Annotated in this window: 19 protein-coding genes; 5 read left to right on the forward strand and 14 right to left on the reverse strand. The window is 63.1% G+C overall.

Features of this window, described 5'->3' with window-relative positions; all coding sequences use genetic code 11:
• Nucleotides 1–31: 31 nt before the first annotated feature.
• The 6 genes from GOB93_RS00670 to GOB93_RS00695 all read right to left on the reverse strand — a co-directional run bounded on the left by GOB93_RS00670 (nucleotide 32) and on the right by GOB93_RS00695 (nucleotide 7073).
• Nucleotides 32–3151 (reverse strand): efflux RND transporter permease subunit, encoded by a 3120-nt coding sequence (locus GOB93_RS00670; protein WP_018308116.1) that lies wholly within the window; start codon nucleotides 3149–3151, stop codon nucleotides 32–34.
• Nucleotides 3148–4524, reverse strand: a complete 1377-nt coding sequence (locus GOB93_RS00675; RefSeq protein ID WP_010667679.1) for an efflux RND transporter periplasmic adaptor subunit — start codon at nucleotides 4522–4524, stop codon at nucleotides 3148–3150. The genes GOB93_RS00670 and GOB93_RS00675 overlap by 4 nt, the downstream gene beginning before the upstream one ends.
• Nucleotides 4521–5777 (reverse strand): TolC family protein, encoded by a 1257-nt coding sequence (locus GOB93_RS00680; RefSeq protein ID WP_010667678.1) that lies wholly within the window; start codon nucleotides 5775–5777, stop codon nucleotides 4521–4523. Before GOB93_RS00680 ends, GOB93_RS00675 begins: the two co-directional genes overlap by 4 nt.
• 1 nt (nucleotide 5778) lies before the next feature.
• A complete protein-coding gene (locus GOB93_RS00685; protein ID WP_010667677.1) occupies nucleotides 5779–6189 on the reverse strand; it encodes a FixH family protein in 411 nt (136 codons plus the stop codon).
• A gap of 137 nt (nucleotides 6190–6326) precedes the next feature.
• A complete protein-coding gene (locus GOB93_RS00690; RefSeq protein WP_173581638.1) occupies nucleotides 6327–6713 on the reverse strand; it encodes a hypothetical protein in 387 nt (128 codons plus the stop codon).
• A gap of 96 nt (nucleotides 6714–6809) precedes the next feature.
• A complete protein-coding gene (locus GOB93_RS00695; protein WP_231367963.1) occupies nucleotides 6810–7073 on the reverse strand; it encodes an SHOCT domain-containing protein in 264 nt (87 codons plus the stop codon).
• Nucleotides 7074–7088: 15 nt separating this feature from the next.
• On the opposite strand from GOB93_RS00695, the gene GOB93_RS00700 reads away from it, so the two are divergent.
• Nucleotides 7089–7268 carry a MerR family DNA-binding protein gene (locus GOB93_RS00700; protein ID WP_010667674.1) on the forward strand — a complete coding sequence of 60 codons (180 nt, stop codon included), beginning with the start codon at nucleotides 7089–7091 and terminating at the stop codon, nucleotides 7266–7268.
• Here GOB93_RS00700 and GOB93_RS00705 read toward each other — a convergent pair.
• From GOB93_RS00705 to GOB93_RS00710, 3 genes are all read right to left on the reverse strand, one after another.
• A complete protein-coding gene (locus tag GOB93_RS00705) occupies nucleotides 7262–8311 on the reverse strand; it encodes a DMT family transporter (RefSeq protein WP_010667673.1) in 1050 nt (349 codons plus the stop codon). The two genes, GOB93_RS00700 and GOB93_RS00705, sit on opposite strands and share 7 nt — an antisense overlap.
• 211 nt (nucleotides 8312–8522) lie before the next feature.
• On the reverse strand, nucleotides 8523–8747 hold the full coding sequence (locus GOB93_RS21895; RefSeq protein ID WP_035979039.1) for a GDCCVxC domain-containing (seleno)protein: 225 nt from the start codon (nucleotides 8745–8747) through the stop codon (nucleotides 8523–8525).
• Nucleotides 8744–9169, reverse strand: a complete 426-nt coding sequence (locus GOB93_RS00710; protein WP_231367962.1) for a hypothetical protein — start codon at nucleotides 9167–9169, stop codon at nucleotides 8744–8746. The genes GOB93_RS21895 and GOB93_RS00710 overlap by 4 nt, the downstream gene beginning before the upstream one ends.
• Nucleotides 9170–9245: 76 nt before the next feature.
• Here GOB93_RS00710 and GOB93_RS00715 point away from each other — a divergent pair, with 76 nt between their 5' ends.
• Complete coding sequence (locus tag GOB93_RS00715; protein ID WP_018308113.1) at nucleotides 9246–9668, forward strand: MerR family transcriptional regulator; 423 nt, start codon at nucleotides 9246–9248, stop codon at nucleotides 9666–9668.
• A gap of 67 nt (nucleotides 9669–9735) precedes the next feature.
• Here GOB93_RS00715 and GOB93_RS00720 read toward each other — a convergent pair whose 3' ends face one another.
• Together GOB93_RS00720 and GOB93_RS00725 are read right to left on the reverse strand one after the other, a co-directional pair.
• Nucleotides 9736–10092, reverse strand: a complete 357-nt coding sequence (locus GOB93_RS00720; RefSeq protein ID WP_010667494.1) for a hypothetical protein — start codon at nucleotides 10090–10092, stop codon at nucleotides 9736–9738.
• On the reverse strand, nucleotides 10089–10466 hold the full coding sequence (locus GOB93_RS00725; protein ID WP_010667495.1) for a hypothetical protein: 378 nt from the start codon (nucleotides 10464–10466) through the stop codon (nucleotides 10089–10091). The genes GOB93_RS00720 and GOB93_RS00725 overlap by 4 nt, the downstream gene beginning before the upstream one ends.
• Nucleotides 10467–10571: 105 nt before the next feature.
• Here GOB93_RS00725 and GOB93_RS00730 point away from each other — a divergent pair, with 105 nt between their 5' ends.
• Both GOB93_RS00730 and GOB93_RS00735 read left to right on the forward strand, forming a co-directional pair.
• Nucleotides 10572–11021 (forward strand): MerR family transcriptional regulator, encoded by a 450-nt coding sequence (locus tag GOB93_RS00730; protein WP_010667496.1) that lies wholly within the window; start codon nucleotides 10572–10574, stop codon nucleotides 11019–11021.
• Between the two features lie 61 nt (nucleotides 11022–11082).
• Nucleotides 11083–11688, forward strand: a complete 606-nt coding sequence (locus GOB93_RS00735; protein ID WP_010667497.1) for a cation transporter — start codon at nucleotides 11083–11085, stop codon at nucleotides 11686–11688.
• Between the two features lie 10 nt (nucleotides 11689–11698).
• Here GOB93_RS00735 and GOB93_RS00740 read toward each other — a convergent pair whose 3' ends face one another.
• The 3 genes from GOB93_RS00740 to GOB93_RS00750 all read right to left on the reverse strand — a co-directional run bounded on the left by GOB93_RS00740 (nucleotide 11699) and on the right by GOB93_RS00750 (nucleotide 13806).
• Nucleotides 11699–12022 carry a YnfA family protein gene (locus GOB93_RS00740; protein ID WP_023979793.1) on the reverse strand — a complete coding sequence of 108 codons (324 nt, stop codon included), beginning with the start codon at nucleotides 12020–12022 and terminating at the stop codon, nucleotides 11699–11701.
• A 363-nt stretch (nucleotides 12023–12385) separates the two neighbouring features.
• Nucleotides 12386–13312, reverse strand: a complete 927-nt coding sequence (locus GOB93_RS00745; protein WP_018308112.1) for a cation diffusion facilitator family transporter — start codon at nucleotides 13310–13312, stop codon at nucleotides 12386–12388.
• A gap of 50 nt (nucleotides 13313–13362) precedes the next feature.
• Nucleotides 13363–13806: a MerR family transcriptional regulator gene (locus GOB93_RS00750; protein ID WP_010666084.1), complete on the reverse strand. Its 444-nt coding sequence runs from the start codon at nucleotides 13804–13806 to the stop codon at nucleotides 13363–13365.
• A gap of 75 nt (nucleotides 13807–13881) precedes the next feature.
• Between GOB93_RS00750 and GOB93_RS00755 the strand changes: the two genes are divergently transcribed.
• The gene (locus GOB93_RS00755) at nucleotides 13882–16041 is read left to right on the forward strand and encodes a heavy metal translocating P-type ATPase (protein ID WP_010666083.1); all 2160 of its coding nucleotides are present in this window, start codon (nucleotides 13882–13884) and stop codon (nucleotides 16039–16041) included.
• Nucleotides 16042–16058 lie beyond the last annotated feature (17 nt).

Below are 16058 nucleotides of genomic sequence, written 5' to 3' on the forward strand. Positions count from 1 at the left end.
GCCCTATTATATGCCGACACGTCTGCCATGTTTACCCACGCGACAGCCGCCATCCCTTCACGAGAGCATAGAGCGCCGGAATAACCAGCAGGGTCAGCACGGTCGACGAGACCATGCCGCCCACCATGGGGGCCGCGATCCGGCGCATGACCTCGGACCCGGTGCCGGCGCTCCACAGGATGGGCACAAGGCCCGCCATGATCGCCGTGACCGTCATCATTTTCGGCCGCACGCGCTCCACCGCGCCGTGCATGATCGCAGCCCTCAAGTCCGCGCGCGTCAGTGCGCGCCCTTCGGCCTGGGCCCTGCCGCTGACGTCTGCCAAGGCATTGTCGAGATAGATCAGCATGATCACGCCCGTCTCGGACGCGACACCCGCGAGGGCGATGAACCCCACCACGACAGCGACACTGACATTGTAGCCCAACCACCAGGTCAGCCAGATCCCACCGACCAGCGCAAACGGCACCGACAGCAGCACGATCAGCGTCTCCGTGATCCGTCCGAAATTGAGATAGAGCAGCACGAAGATCAGAACCAGCGTTGCCGGCACGACCAGCTTCAGCCGCGCCATGGCGTGCTGCATATATTCAAACTGGCCGCTCCACGCGACGCGGTATCCCTGCGGGAGCGTAACCCGCTCGCGCACGGCGCGGGCCGCGTCGTTGACGTAGCCGCCGATATCGCGTCCGTTCAGGTCCACATAGACATAGGCGACAAGCTGGGCATCCTCGGTGCGGATCGAGGGCGGTCCCCCGGTGAGACGGATCACCGCCACCTGCCCCAGCGGGATCATCGCCCCGCCCGGCGTCGGCAGCAGCACCTGTTCGGCGATCGCCTGCGGGTCATCGCGCAGGTCACGCGGGTAGCGGACGCTCACGCCGTAACGCTCGCGCCCTTCCACGGTCGTCGTGACCGTCTGGCCGCCGAGCGCCGTGGCCACCACCTGCATCACATCGTCGACCGACAGGCCATAGCGCGCGATCGCGTTCCGGTCGGGTATAATCTCCAGATAGTGGCCACCCTCCAGGCGCTCGGCAAACGCACTGGTGGTTCCGGGAATGGTGCGCACGACCTGCTCGACCTGTTCCGCAATTCTGGCGAGCTGTCCCAGATCCGGCCCGAACACCTTCACCCCCACCGGGGTACGAATCCCCGTGGCGAGCATGTCGATGCGGGCGCGGATCGGCTGCGTCCACGCGTTGCTCACCCCCGGCAGGTCAAGCGCCCGGTTCATGTCGGCCTTCAGTTGGTCCGGGGTCATGCCGGCCGGCCATTCGCTTTGCGGCTTGAGAGTGATCACCGTCTCGAACATTTCCGTGGGCGCCGGATCGGTGGCCGTCGCCGCGCGCCCGGCCTTGCCGAACACCGACTGGACCTCGGGAAAGCTCTTGATGATGCGGTCCTGACCCTGCAGCAGCTCGACCGCCTTGGTGACCGAGAGACCTGGCGGCGTGACCGGCATGTAGAGCCATGTCCCCTCGTTCAGATCGGGCATGAACTCGCTGCCCAGATGGGCCGCCGGATAGATCGTACCGGCGCCAATCCCGATCGCAAGGAGGACGAGCAGGACCGGTCCCCGCAGCACGACGCGGATTACGGGACGATAGAGCGCGATCAGCACGCGATTGATCGGATTACGCGCTTCGGGAAGGATGCGGCCGCGCACGAAGGCCAGCATCAGGACCGGCACCAGCGTCACCGCGAGCAGCGCGCCGCCCGCCATGGAAAAGGTCTTTGTGTATGCGAGCGGCTTGAACAATCGTCCTTCCTGCCCCTCCAGGGCGAACACCGGCAGGAAGGACACGGTGATGATCAGCAGGCTGAAGAACAGCGACGGCCCGACCTCGTTCGCCGCCGCCAGCAGCGCCGGGCCACGCGCTTCACCGGGCGCCAGCCGCTCCACGTGCTTGTGCGCATTTTCGATCATCACGATCGCCGCATCCACCATCGCCCCGAGCGCGATGGCGATGCCGCCCAGACTCATGATGTTCGACCCGACACCGATCATGTGCATGGCCAGGAAAGCGAACAGGACGCCGACAGGCAGGGTCACGATCGCGACCAGCGCACTGCGGACGTGCAGCAGGAAGACGACGCAGACGAAGGAGACGATGAGACTCTCCTCGATCAGCGTGTGCCGGAGCGTGGCGATGGCACGCAGGATCAGGGCCGAGCGATCATAGACCGGCACAATGGAAACGCCCGGCGGCAGGCTAGGCAGCAGCTCGGCGATCCGCTGCCTGACGCTCCGGATCGTCGTCAAGGCATCCGCTCCGTCGCGCTTGACGACGATGCCGCCGACCGCCTCTCCCACACCGTCCAGTTCCGCGATGCCGCGCCGCTCGTCGGGGCCGAGTTCGACGCGCGCGACGTCTCCCACCGTGACTGGCGTTCCGACGGCGTCGACCTTCAGCACGATCCGCTCCAGATCGCGGACATCGCGCACATAGCCCCGACCGCGCACCATATATTCCGTTTCGGTCAGCTCGATGGTGCGACCGCCGACATCCTGATTGCCCTGCCGCACCGCATCGCCCACGCGCGACAGCGGGATACCGTAGGCCTGGAGCTTCCGGGGATCGACGACGATCTGATATTGCCGTTCGAACCCGCCAATGGCGGCCACCTCGGCGACGCCGGACGCCTTGGTCAATTGAAAGCGGATCACCCAATCCTGCAGGCTGCGCAATTCCGCCAGCGTGCGCTGTTTACCCTGGACGACATATTCGTAGACCCAGCCGACACCGGTTGCATCCGGCCCCAGCGACGGCGTGACACCCGCGGGCAGGCGCTTCTGCGCGAAATTGAGATATTCCAGCACGCGCGAACGCGCCCAGTAGAGATCGGTACCGTCGTCGAAGACGACGTAGACGAACGACGTGCCGAACGTCGAAAAACCGCGCACCACTTTCGAATGCGGCACCGCCAGCAACGCCGTGGTCAAGGGATAGGTGACCTGATCCTCGACGACCTGCGGCGCCTGGCCGGGATAGTCGGTATAGACGATCACCTGCGTGTCCGAGAGATCGGGAATGGCATCGAGCGGCGTGTTCATCACCGCCCAGACACCAGCCCCCACGAGGAACAACGTTCCCAGTATCACCAGCAGCGGGTTACGCGCCGACACCGCAATGATTCTGGCAATCATCGACCGGCACTCCCTGCCCGGGCAGGCTTGCTGTCCGGCACGGTAAAGGCCTGTAGGGCGGCGCGCAGATTACTTTCGGAATCGATCAGAAAGTTGGCGCCGACCACCACGCTTTCCCCCGCCTTCAGGCCATCCAGGATCTGAGCCTCGTCATTGCCACGCGCGCCGACGCGCACCGAACGGGGTGCAAAACGGCCCTCCCCCGTTTCGACCAGCACAACCTGACGGGTGCCGCTGTCGATAACCGACGAGGACGGCACGACCAGCACCGGCCCCGCCATGGACGCAGGGACATCGATCGCGATATCGGCATACATGCCTGCCCGCAGCACACTATCCGCATTCGGCAACACGATCCGGATACGTCCGGTTCGCGTCTCGGTGGAGACGCTCGGATAGAGGAAATCGACGGTTCCGTCGAAGCGACGACCGGGAAAGGCGACAAGGCTGGCGTGCGCCTGCTGACCGACCCGCACCGCGCCCAGATCCTGCTCCTGCACTTCGGCAATCAGCCAGATCGGTGCGGTCGCCGCCGTCCGGTACAGCGGTTGATCCGGCCCGACGCGCGCGCCCTCCACCGCCATCTTTTCGGTCACGACCCCGTCCGCCGGCGCAACGACCGGGATGTGCCGCACGGCATGCCGGGTGCGTCGCAGCCGCGCGATTTCGGTCTCAGGCGCCCCAAGAGAGCGCAGGCGCTCCAGCGCGGCCGTTGCCATAGCCGGGTCCAAACTGGTGGCAATCAGATATTCCTGCTCGGATGCAACCAGATCCGGCGCGTAGATTTCGGCCATGACCTGGCCACGCCAGACAGGATCGCCTGTGGCAGCGATATCGAGATGCTCGACCCAGCCGCCGACCCTGCTTGTCACCAAGGCGATGCGCCGTTCATCGAACTGGGCAATGCCGGTGGCATGCACGCTGCGGTTCAGCACCGGCTGCACTGCGGCAACGGAAGTCCGCACGCCGAGGATCTGCAAACGACCGGGCGGCACAAAAACCGTTCCCGCATCCCGGATCTCGTTCTCATAGACAGGGAGGTACGCCATCCCCATGGCATCTTTCTTCGGCACCGGCGAAGTGTCGGGCAGCCCCATGGGATTGCGATAAAATAGCACCCGGCCACGATCCGCCGACCGGGCCGAGGGACCGGAGGATCGCGAGGACGCGGCACCAGACCCCTGTGACCCGTCAGCATAGACCGGAACATAATCCCGACCCTCCGACGTCTTCTTCGGATTGGCGGAATAGGCGGGCTTGCCGTCCGGATCCTGGTAATAGAGTGGCGTTCGGTCAGTCGCCGTCGCCGGTCCTGGCGTAGCGGTCGAAAGCGGGAGCAACGCCAGGACCAGGGACAGAAGACGCACCTTCACAGATCACCCCCGATCAGGCGCTCGATGGTGGCCAGTTCCGTCTGTTCGTCGGTCTCGGTCCGGAGAAGCTCCAGCTCGGTGTCGTGCATCTGATGTTCCGCCGCGATCGCTGCCGCGAGATCGCCATGCCCCTGGCTGTAGCTGGCCAGCGTCGTCCGCGAGAGCGCGTCCGCCTGCGGCATACGCTGGCGACGGAGGAGGCTCTCCACATCGCGCGCCGCCTTGAGGCGGGCCAAGGCTTCGGCCAAGGCTGCCTGGATGGTCGCCATCGTTCCGTCGCGACGGCGCTCGGCGGCATCAAGGCGCGCGGTCTGCGCGTCTTCGTCGGCGCGCTTGGCACCGAACTGCACGGGGATGCTCAGCGAGACCATGGCGCTGAACCCCGTCGGGGCATTGGTCTGCACGACCGGGCCGCCGCCGACCGTCACATCGGGATACCAGGCCCGCTCGGCCAGCCGTCTCCGGCTTTCCGCCTCGTCGATTGCCGCGCTGTTCGCATGGACGGCGCCATTCCCGCTGCGCGCCCGGTCGAGCAAGCTCTCCACGCGCGGCAGAACCGCTGGGATCGGACGTAGCCGCATGGGCTCGGCCAATGGGGCGCCCGGGGGGCGGGCCAGCAGCGCATTCAGTTGGGCGGCGGCGGACTCTCGCTCGGCCTCCAGCCGGCTCGCCTCGATGACGGTGTTCGTCTCCTCCTCCTGGGCCTGGATCACGCCCGATTGGGCACCGTCGCCCTGGCCGTAGCGCACCATGGTCGCCTGCCGCATCTTGCGGGCGAGCGTCTGGATCTGCCGGTTGACCACCAGCGCGCGGGTAAAAGCGTAATAGCGCGCGAAGGCAATTTTGATCTGCGCGTCGAGTTCGTCCTGGGCGGCCCGCTCCCGGCCGCGCGCCGCGTCCACCTCGGACAGCGCCGCACGATGACGCAGATCCCGCTTTCCCCAGAGCGGGAAAGTTTGCGAGATCGTGATGAAGTTCATGCTGAACAGGCCGCCGGAGTGATAATTCTGGTAATTCTCCGTCAGCACCGGATCGTCCAGCGCACCGGCCGCTTCCGCCTGGGCCGCAGCGGCGGTCGTATCGAGTCCGGCGGCCCGCACCGCGGGGTTCAGGCGCTCGCCGAGCGCGAGCAGGCTCTCTACGGTGGCACCCGGCGGCCCTTCAGCCGCACGAGCAGCCCCGGATGAAACGATAAGAGCAGCCGCAGCCAGGAGCAGGCGCCCCGCCGCGTCACGGTTCCGCCGGGTTGCCATGCTATTTCTCCAGCGTGACAACAACGGAACCGCGCACCGTCTCGGTTTCACCCTGCACCTTGGCCGCGAGCGTGATCGCCCACGGGCCGGGAGCACCGGCATCGAGGTCGATACGATAGAGCCCATCGCCTGACGCCGGCTCGATGGTCGTGGGCGAGGTCATCGTCGCCATGCCCATGGGGCTCATGTCGGCCTTGCTCTCGAAGATGACGGCGTCCATGACCGGCTTGCCGTCGGGCACATGCACAAGCCGCACGATCATGACAGCCTTGTCACCGCTCAGATGTGCCTGCTTGCCGGCAGCCTCGAAACGATAATCCGTCGCTGCCGCGAATGTCGGTGACACAAAGGCACCGGTCACGACGACGCAGGAGGCGAGCGCCAACGCACCCGCGATCAGATATGTACGCATGATAATGGAATCCTTCCCGCCCCGGAAATCCGGGGATAGAGCGCTGATCGACGTCCGGTTGCGGTCAGGACGCGCGAATACGCGCGCTCCTGAACGCAGGACGTGCGGAAACCAACGCCGTCACGGCGCCGGTGGGATCAGGCGGTTCTGGGAGGGAAGGAAAGCGGCTCGGGCGAGCGGCCGACAGGAACACGTTCGGCAAGGCTATAGGCGATCATGCTGTAGCGGACCGGGCTTCCGATCGCCGCGGCCTGCGTTGGGCGATCAGGCACGCCGAGGCACTGCATGGTTTTCAGGCACTCCGGCGTCATGCCCTTGAACGGTGCGGTCGTTCCGGCGGGATGCATCGAGACCGACCCATCACAGCATGGCATGGCCGCATCCAGGCTCGTGGCCTGCTCGGCATTCTGCGGCGGCATAGCCTGCACGGTGGCCGCGCCCATAAAGGCAAGACCAACGATAACGAATACCAGACGTCGGAGAAAGCACCACCGCATACCGGCCATCATCTCGCAAACAGGCAAAGGGGGCAATCTCTTATGCACGGAGCGGAAGTCATGCCGCGCTCTTGGGCCGGTCGTTTGGGCTGGGACATCCCTCGCCACGCGAGGCCGGGCAACTCACTTGAATGTCCGATCTGCGGAAGGGACTCGGCCGATCCGCGTCCTCCATCCCTCCGCGCACCACAGATACTTGACCAGTGCCGCGATCGCGAGCACGAGCACGATCAGCGTGAGCAGGCCGAACAGGCCCATGCCCCATCCCATGCCCTGCATGCAGTTTGTCATCATGACGGCCTCCCATGAGGCAATGATGCGGCCCGCCATGGCGATCCGCACGAACCATGACGACGTTGGCATTGTCCCGACTGTTTTCAATGCCAAGAAGGGCATTCCCGGATGCGTTCCCCGCACGTCGCGAAGAACGACGTCATCGCCCGCACGCATCTGGCGGAGATCGACGGCAAGATGCGTGACTTGCAGGCCCTGCGTCGGGAACTGGTCGCGATGATCGGGCAATGCCACCATGGCACCGTCGCCGACTGCCGTATCATTGAGGCGTTGGCACCGCGTCAGTGAGCGTGGCCGTGCCGATGATGCAGGTCGGGATAATGCGGATGCCGATGGACCATCGGCATGTGCCGGTGCCGATGCGTGTGCGGTTCGCCCGTCGGATCGCCAGGCCCGTGCGCATGCTGATGGTGTTCGTCATGGCGATGCCGGTGCTCATGTTCCATGGCCTCGTGCGCATGCTCGTGATCGTGGCGCTCCGACAGGTGGAGCCACAACCCGAAACCCATCAGGCCGCCGGCGATCAGCAACCTCAGCGACAAGGGATCGTGGAGCACCACAACCGCCAGCAGCGCGCCGACGAACGGCGCAAGCGAGAAATAGGCCCCCGTGCGCGCGGCACCGAGATGGCGCAGGGCCAGCACGAACAGGACAAGGCTCACCCCGTAACCCATGAACCCCACGGCTCCAGCGGCGCCGAGTCCCCCGACAGTCGGCAGGACACCGCCCCTCCCGAACGCCAGCAGAAGATTGACCGTCCCTGCGACCAGCCCCTTGAGCATTGCGATCTGCATCGGATCGGCCGCAGAAAGTTTGCCGGTCAAGTTGTTGTCGATCCCCCAGCACAGGCAGGCCGCTGCGATGAACAGGGCGCCCTGGTCAAGCATCGCATGCCCCTGCCATGATAATAACGCGGCGCCCGAGAGAATGGCGAAGGCGCCCAGCAGAAGCCGCCGGTCCACGTTCTCGCGGAATACGATCCAGGCAATCCCCATCGTCGCCAGCCCTTCGAGATTGAGCAACAGCGACGCGCTGGCCGCGTCGGTGCGCGCCAGCCCCAGCATCAACAGCAATGGGCCGGCAATCCCACCCGCCAGGATCACCAACGCCAACCAGGGCAAGTCCCCACGCCGCAACGGCGCTTCCGCAACGGGGCGTCCACGCATCCAGCGCAACAGATGCACCGCCGCCAGACCGATCCCGGAACCGAGATAGAGCAGCCCGGCCATCATCCACGGATCGACGGAGCCAAGGAGAAGCTTGGCGAACGGTGTGCTGGCTCCAAACAGGATCGCGGACAATAATGCGAAAAGGATGCCAATGCGGTTCATGGCCCGATCCTACCGCACGGTGGCTCAATCGAGAATGGGCCCCGCTGCAAGCGATGAGCAGACTACCGCCCGCGCTCTACGCTTCGATTTTGATGATAACGTGCCGGTTTTCCAAATGGATACACGATGCATGGACCGCACCGTCAAACGGCGATCGTCACATTACTGGCCAGGACGACACCATTACTTCATCGCCGCTGCCGCCCCAGGTCTATGTCGAACCGTCTCCGCAGCATGCCAGTCGCCCATGTTCCTGAACCGGCGGGCAAGGAACGTCGCCATAGGAGCAGAAGACGCAGCAATCCCCCGGCTTCGGTTTCAAGACGACGCCACAATGCGGGCAATCGTAAAAGAACTGGCAGGCATCGGTCGGCATGGTTTCCAGTGATTGCTGGCCACATGCGGGACAGGTCAGAAGCGAGGCAGGCCGAATCATCTTACAGACAGGCTCCTGAGCAGGACGGGTTCCAGGCGTGGCCACACCAATGCCGCCAGCACGATGAGCGCGGTGGCAAAGGATAGCATCTGGATAACCCCGATGCGTCGCCGGATAGACCCACTTTCCACACCCGCACAACAGACCCTGGCCTGCCGCCGATTGAGCGCCCAGGCGCTGACCAGCGCCGCGACCGCCAGCGCAATCAATGGCACGCGCCATGGCGCAAGTCTCGACAGAACACTGAAAACCCCCGCACCGGCGCCCAGAGAAGCGAAGGCGAGCGGAATGAGGCAGCAGGACGACGCGATCAGCGCACCCACACCGGCGGCCATACCGCCCGCGACACACAGGACTCCACCTCTTTCCATGCCCATGCGGCTACGTGATGTTCGTTGAGGCAGGTCCGCCGTCTCATCCATGATCGTCACTTTCCCATTGCGTCGCGCTTCATGCTACACCCCGTAGTGGCTACGGACTCAAGAGCAGGAGTGACGCATGGTCGCCATCACGATCGGCAAGCTGGCATCGGAAACCGGCGTTCATCTGGAGACGGTGCGCTACTATGAGCGCATCGGCCTCATTCCCGCGCCGCGAAGGGCGCGTAATGGCTATCGCCATTATCGGGCCGAGGATGTCAGGCGCCTGTCATTCGTCCGACGCGCGCGGGATCTTGGTTTCGACATCGAGGAAATCAGAACCCTGCTCGCCTTGGCAGAACCCGGCCTACCCTCCTGCGACGAGGTCAGAACACTCGCCATAGCTCATCTGGGCGACATCCAGAGCAAGATCTCCGACCTGCAACGGCTCGCATCGCTCCTGACAACAAGCATCGAACAATGCCGTGAGTCGGAGGCCCTGACTTGCCCGGTGCTCGATATGCTGGGTGCCTCTGCGATCGGAAGCACGCCCAACCCGTGACGTATCGTTCCGGGAGGCGGTTAAGGTCTTGGCGTGGGTCCAATAATGGCGTCCGATCCGCGGCAGGCTACCCGCGCAAGAACCCAATCGCCACCGGCTCGATCCGTGGCCAGAGCCATGCAAGACACCCCATGATCGTGGCGAACCCCATGATGCCGAGCGTCTGCCAGCCAGGCCTGTGTCCTGTCCGGTACGCCTGATAACCCACCCAGAACCAACCGACAGCAACCGCCAGGATCGCGACCGGCGTCAGCCAGCGATAGGCGTTGGCGAACCAGGCGAGAATACCGCCTACTGACCCGAGGATCGCGGCCGGCAGCGCGAGCGGCACGACGCAGCACACGCCGCAGGCCAGCGCCGCACTGGACGCCGTCATGGCAACCGCGCTGGCCGCCTTGTTTCCCGATGCGCTCGCCTCGCTCATGCGCCGCACTCCGCCGCGCACCCGCAGGTCTTTTTCATCGGCGCGGTTGCTGGCTGACTGCGCGACGCAAACTGCTCAAGCAGCGTTTCCGCAGCCTCACGCGCATACTCCGGGGCAGTAATCGTCAGAGTCAGCGCATCCATACGTTCAGCGATGTCAAACGCGAGGAACGCGCAACAGGTTCGTTCGCCTTCGACCATACGCGCGATATCGTCCCGTGCGGCAGGATCATAATCCAGCACGAGATGAAGACCATCTCGGTGCGCTGACCGAAGCGCCCTGGCGTTGAGACTGGCGATCCACTCCAGCCGCCTCGCCAGATCGCTGTTCTCCAGTGTGCAGGCAAGTGGGGCAGGCTCGTTTGGCTTCGTCACGATACTACTTCGATGCCGTTCCGCCCGTTCGCGTGACGGTCTGGCGCTTGTTTACGAGTTCAAGTAACTTGAGGTTCAAGATATTTTTTACGCGAGTTTCCCCCCATGCCCGGATACAAGATCGGCGAGTTGGCCGAGCGCACCCGTACCAATGCCCCCACGATCCGCTATTATGAAGAGATCGGCCTGCTTCCACGTCCGGAACGACAGGAAGGCAATCAGCGGCGTTATGCTGAAGACGATGTTCGACGGCTTACCTTCATTCGGCGCTGCCGGGCGTTTGGCTTTTCGATCGATCAGGTTCGGGCATTGGTCGAATTGGTACAGGACCGTACGCGATCCTGTGCGGAAGCCCGCGACCTCGCGCATACTCACCTGATGGACGTCCGGGCGAAGTTGCGCGAATTGAAGGCGCTCGAGAAAAGCATCGCCGGGTTCGTCGCGACCTGCGACGCACAATGCGCCGGCGGTCCCGGCTCCGAGTGCGTGATTCTTGACGAACTTGCCACCATCGAGCCGGCGGGGAACCGCGCATGCTGCGAAAGTGCGGTCTGATCTTCGCCTATAATCCATCTTCGGATGGGAGAAACCTGATAGAACGAAAGAGATAAAAACGATGAATTCCACACCACCGAACGACATGGCCGGCACCCTGCGACGGGTCATCTCTCTCGTGGGACTTCTGAATCTTGCCTATTTTGGCATCGAATTCACGGTAGCGCTTGCCATCGGCTCGGTCTCCCTGTTCGCGGATAGCGTCGATTTCCTGGAAGACGCCTCCGTCAATTTCCTGATCGTAGCGGCACTCGGCTGGACGGCGCGCAGCCGGGCGCGGGTCGGAATGGCCCTTGCCGCTATCCTGCTGGTTCCGGCGCTCGCGACGCTCTGGACCGCATGGCAAAAATTCAATCTTCCGACACCGCCCCAGCCGCTCGTCCTGTCGGTGACAGGATTGGGGGCGCTTGTGGTAAATTTCTCCTGTGCGCTCATGCTGACCCGCTATCGCTATCATGCAGGCAGTCTGACGCGCGCTGCCTTCCTGTCGGCGCGCAACGACGTGCTGGCCAATATCGCGATCATCGTCGCAGGCCTGGTCACGGCCTTTCTGTGGCACGCCGCATGGCCGGACCTACTTGTCGGGCTCGGTATCGCCGCGATGAACGCCGACGCCGCCCGCGAAGTCTGGCAGGCCGCGCGCAATGAGCACCGCGCGGCAGCATAGCCCCCTCAATTTACGTCCGGGGCGCGAACAGGATCAGGCTGGCCCCGCCGAGGCACACTAGGGCACCAACAATCTCCCACCGGTCCGGGGTGCGCCCCTCGACCAGTCGCATCCACATGAGCGAGGCGGTGATGTAGACGCCGCCATAGGCTGCATAGGCCCGCCCCGCCGTATCCGTATCGATACGGGTCAGCAGAAAGGCGAACAGGACCAGCGACACCATGCCCGGAACGAGAACCAGCGGCGAACGCCCCAGCCGGAGCCAGCTCCAGAAGGCGAAGCATCCGCCGATCTCTGCAAAACCCGCGACGACATAGATGATGAAAGGTAGCACAAACCCCACTGTTACATACTTTCCAGTCAGGATCGTGAAGCAGCCACTCCACGATCACCATATCCCGCCATTTGAATGGCCCCGGGTTTTCGGAGACGTTTTCTATCCGGTTTAAGCGGCCAATGCATGCGATTTCTGTTGTGCATGGAAACGTGCCTCAGCCACTTCTGGCGGGATGTTTCCAATGGATGACAGAAGGCAACGATTATTGATCCAATTGACCCATTTAGAGGTGGCCAGTTCGATGCCGCCACGGGGCAGACACCACAAGGTTTGGCAAACGCGGCTTTGGAGTGGATACGCTGCGGATCACGGAGCGGCTCCGCGCCCGGCGGTTCAGGCCGAGCGAAAGTCCTGCTGCGGCTAAATCAGTTCTTCGCGATTTTTGACGTGTGCGTGTCGGTCCAGAATGATGACGTCGCCATGCTTCGCCTTCTCCTCGGGCTCGATGTGAATGTTGATCACAGCCTGCCCGAGCTGTGTCCTGAGTGCGTGCTCGATGTGGTCGCAGATCTCATGCGCCCTGCCGACGGTCATCCCCGTCGGGACCACGAGATGAAATTCAATGAATGTCGTGTTGCCCGCGACACGCGCCCGCACGTCGTGGGCTTCGATCGCCCCTGATGCATTCCCTGCGATCGTCCGGTCCAGGCGTGAAATCAATTCGGGATCGGAGACTTCATCCATCAGCCCGGCGACGGCTTCCCGCACGACACCATAACCTGCCCAAAGGATATTGACTGCGACCAGGCCGCCGATGGCCGGGTCAAGCCGGAGCCAACCAGTCACCGGGATCAGCGCAAAAGCGATCAGGACCGCAATGGTCGTCCAGACGTCCGTCAGGATGTGCCGGCCGCCCGCGACGAGCGCGGGCGACTTCCACTGCTTGCCATTGCGGATCAGTAGCAGCGCCCAGAACAGGTTTATAACCCCGGCGCTGCCATTCAGGGCCAAGCCCAGAAGCGGCGTGTCCGGTGCTTTCGGGTGCTGCCAGCCGATCCAGGCTTCCTGGAAGATCAGAATTGCCGTTGCGAGCACGAGGCCACCCTCGATGATCGCGCTCAGATATTCCGCTTTCTGGTGGCCATAGGGATGGTTTGCGTCTGCGGGTTGTGCGCTGACCCACAGGGCGATAAGCGCGCCGACGGCGGCCGCTACATTGACGATTGTTTCCAGCGCATCCGAGTAAAGCGCGATGCTGCCCGTCATCCAGTAGGCGGCAAGCTTCAGGGCCAGAACGACCAGACTGACGGCAAGTGTGCCCCATGCGGTCTTTATGGTGCGGTTCATGGGGACTACTCCTGCATGCTGCGACCCGTTTGCGATACTCGATGATTTGTTTACGACGCTTTGCACCCTGCCTCCGTGCCGAGATGTTCTGACGTGCATAAAGAATGATCGCTCAGGACCTGAATGATCCGACAGGTCCCGATTGTGTTGCATGAACACTGATCCAACATGCGTTGCAATTCGCCCTGGAGAGCCGTCAGGCGGGCAATACGGTTCCTGACCTCGATCAATTGGCGTTTTGCTATCTCATATGCGGCCATACAGTTTTGATTGGGATCGTCAGCAAGATCTAGTAATTCACGGATTTCATCTAGTGAAAATCCAAGTTCCCGCGCATGGCGAATAAAACTCAGGCGCTCTTTTGCTTCCTCTCCATAGACACGCTGCCCTCCTTCACTTCGGTCGGGCTCCTCAAGGATGCCGATCTGCTCGTAATAGCGGATGGTCGGCACCTTGACGCCAGTTGACCCGGATAATTTTCCGATACTGAACATAAAAGCCCCCTTGAACCTCTAGCGACTAGAGGAAGTAGATAACGGATTCGCTGCTGGGTGAACAGGAGAATCCGGATGCCGGACAGGCGCGAGTGGGATGTCACGGGCATGGACTGTGCTGCTTGTGTCAGCAAGGTGAAGGGCGCGCTTGGTCAAATCGCAGGCGTCCAGAATGTAGAGATTTCCCTGGTGTCTCAGAAACTGCGACTGACCATGGATGAGAATGCGATTTCCGTGACCAAAGTCGAAGAGATGGTCAGGAGCCTGGGATATGGTATCCGGCGCCTCAATCCTGCCACTGTAGCTGACATTGTATTTGCTCAGGATGCGACGAATGACGCCGGCGCGCCTGATACGCCCTGGTATAAAACCGGAAAGGGACGACTTGTTGTCACGACCGGTATTTTGTTGGTGCTGGCCTGGGGTATCAGCCTGATCGCACCAAACGAGATGAAACCCTGGCCATTTGTCGGGGCCTGCCTGGTAGGGCTTTTTCCGGTTGCCCGCCGCGCCTTAGCCTCGCTCCGGGTTGCTCAGCCGTTTTCCATCGAAGCCCTGATGATGATCGCGGCGATCGGTGCGCTATTTATCGGCGCGGCCCAGGAGGCTGCACTCGTCGTCTTCCTCTTCGCGGTCGGGGAACTCCTTGAGGGCGTTGCCGTCAGTCATGCCCGTGATGGTATCCGCGCGCTCGGAGCGTTGGTACCGAAAATCGCCTTGCGCGAAGACACTGCCGGTATCCGGGAGGTTCCTGCTGTCGAACTCCGACTAGGCGATGTGGTCCTGGTCCGGCCGGGAGACCGCATTCCGGCGGATGGAGAGATTATTTCCGGCGTAAGTGGCATTGATGAAAGTCCGGTCACTGGTGAGAGCGTGCCAGTGTCGCGTGGGCCGACGGATGCCGTCTTCGCCGGCTCGGTCAACACGGAAGCTGCGTTGCGGGTTCGCGTGACCCGCACTGCGGCGGACAACACCATCTCCCGCATCATCCATCTTGTAGAGCAGGCCGAGGAGGCACGCGCACCGACTCAACGGTTCATCGACCGCTTCAGCCGTTGGTACATGCCGACGATCGTCGTGCTTTCGGCGGTCGTCGTATGCCTTCCCCCACTGGCGTTTGCTCAGGCTTGGTCGGTCTGGGTTTATCGCGGGTTGTCCCTTCTGCTGATTGGTTGCCCCTGCGCGCTCGTCATATCGGTTCCCGCAGCCATAGCGTCCGCGCTGGCCCTGGGGGCACATAACGGGCTGCTCATCAAGGGAGGAGCGGTCATCGAGGCCACTGCGCGGGTGAAGACAGTCGCACTCGACAAGACTGGAACCCTCACACTGGGACGGCCTGACGTCACCGACATCATCGTGCTGGACAGCTTGCCCGAAACTCAGGTTCTTGCTGTCGCCGCCGCCGTTGAAGGCGCGTCCAGCCATCCATTGGCCCAGGCTATCCTGCGCCGAGCCCAGAGTAACGGGCCGGGTATCGACATTCCCGTTGCACAGGAGAGCAGGGCAATTCCCGGAAGAGGGGTGACAGGCCGCATTGACGGAATGGATTTCACGATCTCCAGCCCCCTTCAGGCGGTACGCGACGGCGCGTTGTCAGCTACTGACACCGCACGTGCCACCGAACTTGAGGCGGAAGGAAAAACCGTTGCCGTCTTGTATGGTGACAAGGCACTCGCGTTGATTGCCCTCCGTGACGAGCCGCGCGCGGACGCGGCAGAAGCCATGCGCCAGTTACGCAACCTCGGTATTACGCCGGTCATCCTGACGGGCGACAATAGCCGGACAGCCGCCGCGATCGCCTCAATGCTGGGGGCGCATTACAAGGCCGAACTGCTGCCGGAGCAGAAGTTGGCCGAAATACGGGCTCTGGCCGCGCAGGGCGGTGTTATGATGGTCGGAGATGGCATCAACGACGCGCCTGCACTCAAACAGGCAACTGTCGGGGTCGCAATCGGCTCGGGGACCGATGTTGCCCTGGAGGCAGCCGACGCCGCCATCCTGCGGAACAGAGTCTCCGATATTCCAGCGCTGATCCGCCTCGCCCGTTCGACCATGCGAAATGTTCGTCAAAATGTCTCGATCGCTCTTGGGCTGAAAGGAGTGTTCCTGATTGCCACCATCGCGGGGCTGACAGGGCTCTGGATCGCCATTGCGGCCGATACCGGGGCAACCGTTCTCGTCACCCTCAACGCGCTGAGGCTGCTGCGCTCCCGCAGCCTCGATGCAACATCGTAAAATATTATGAGAATTTT

The sequence above is a fragment of the Acetobacter musti genome (genome assembly GCF_011516835.1).
Classification (GTDB): domain Bacteria; phylum Pseudomonadota; class Alphaproteobacteria; order Acetobacterales; family Acetobacteraceae; genus Acetobacter; species Acetobacter musti.

What these genes read in the sequence shown, in the direction of transcription:
- GOB93_RS00720 (WP_010667494.1), bottom strand. Translation starts at nt 10,092, where the DNA reads ATGAGCGAGGCGAGCGCATCGGGAAACAAGGCGGCCAGCGCGGTTGCC.
- GOB93_RS00710 (WP_231367962.1), bottom strand. Translation starts at nt 9,169, where the DNA reads ATGGATGAGACGGCGGACCTGCCTCAACGAACATCACGTAGCCGCATG.
- GOB93_RS00680 (WP_010667678.1), bottom strand. Translation starts at nt 5,777, where the DNA reads ATGGCAACCCGGCGGAACCGTGACGCGGCGGGGCGCCTGCTCCTGGCT.
- GOB93_RS21895 (WP_035979039.1), bottom strand. Translation starts at nt 8,747, where the DNA reads ATGATTCGGCCTGCCTCGCTTCTGACCTGTCCCGCATGTGGCCAGCAA.
- GOB93_RS00705 (WP_010667673.1), bottom strand. Translation starts at nt 8,311, where the DNA reads ATGAACCGCATTGGCATCCTTTTCGCATTATTGTCCGCGATCCTGTTT.
- GOB93_RS00745 (WP_018308112.1), bottom strand. Translation starts at nt 13,312, where the DNA reads ATGAACCGCACCATAAAGACCGCATGGGGCACACTTGCCGTCAGTCTG.
- GOB93_RS00750 (WP_010666084.1), bottom strand. Translation starts at nt 13,806, where the DNA reads ATGTTCAGTATCGGAAAATTATCCGGGTCAACTGGCGTCAAGGTGCCG.
- GOB93_RS00685 (WP_010667677.1), bottom strand. Translation starts at nt 6,189, where the DNA reads ATGCGTACATATCTGATCGCGGGTGCGTTGGCGCTCGCCTCCTGCGTC.
- GOB93_RS00715 (WP_018308113.1), top strand. Translation starts at nt 9,246, where the DNA reads ATGGTCGCCATCACGATCGGCAAGCTGGCATCGGAAACCGGCGTTCAT.
- GOB93_RS00730 (WP_010667496.1), top strand. Translation starts at nt 10,572, where the DNA reads ATGCCCGGATACAAGATCGGCGAGTTGGCCGAGCGCACCCGTACCAAT.
- GOB93_RS00700 (WP_010667674.1), top strand. Translation starts at nt 7,089, where the DNA reads ATGCGTTCCCCGCACGTCGCGAAGAACGACGTCATCGCCCGCACGCAT.
- GOB93_RS00670 (WP_018308116.1), bottom strand. Translation starts at nt 3,151, where the DNA reads ATGATTGCCAGAATCATTGCGGTGTCGGCGCGTAACCCGCTGCTGGTG.
- GOB93_RS00735 (WP_010667497.1), top strand. Translation starts at nt 11,083, where the DNA reads ATGAATTCCACACCACCGAACGACATGGCCGGCACCCTGCGACGGGTC.
- GOB93_RS00755 (WP_010666083.1), top strand. Translation starts at nt 13,882, where the DNA reads ATGCCGGACAGGCGCGAGTGGGATGTCACGGGCATGGACTGTGCTGCT.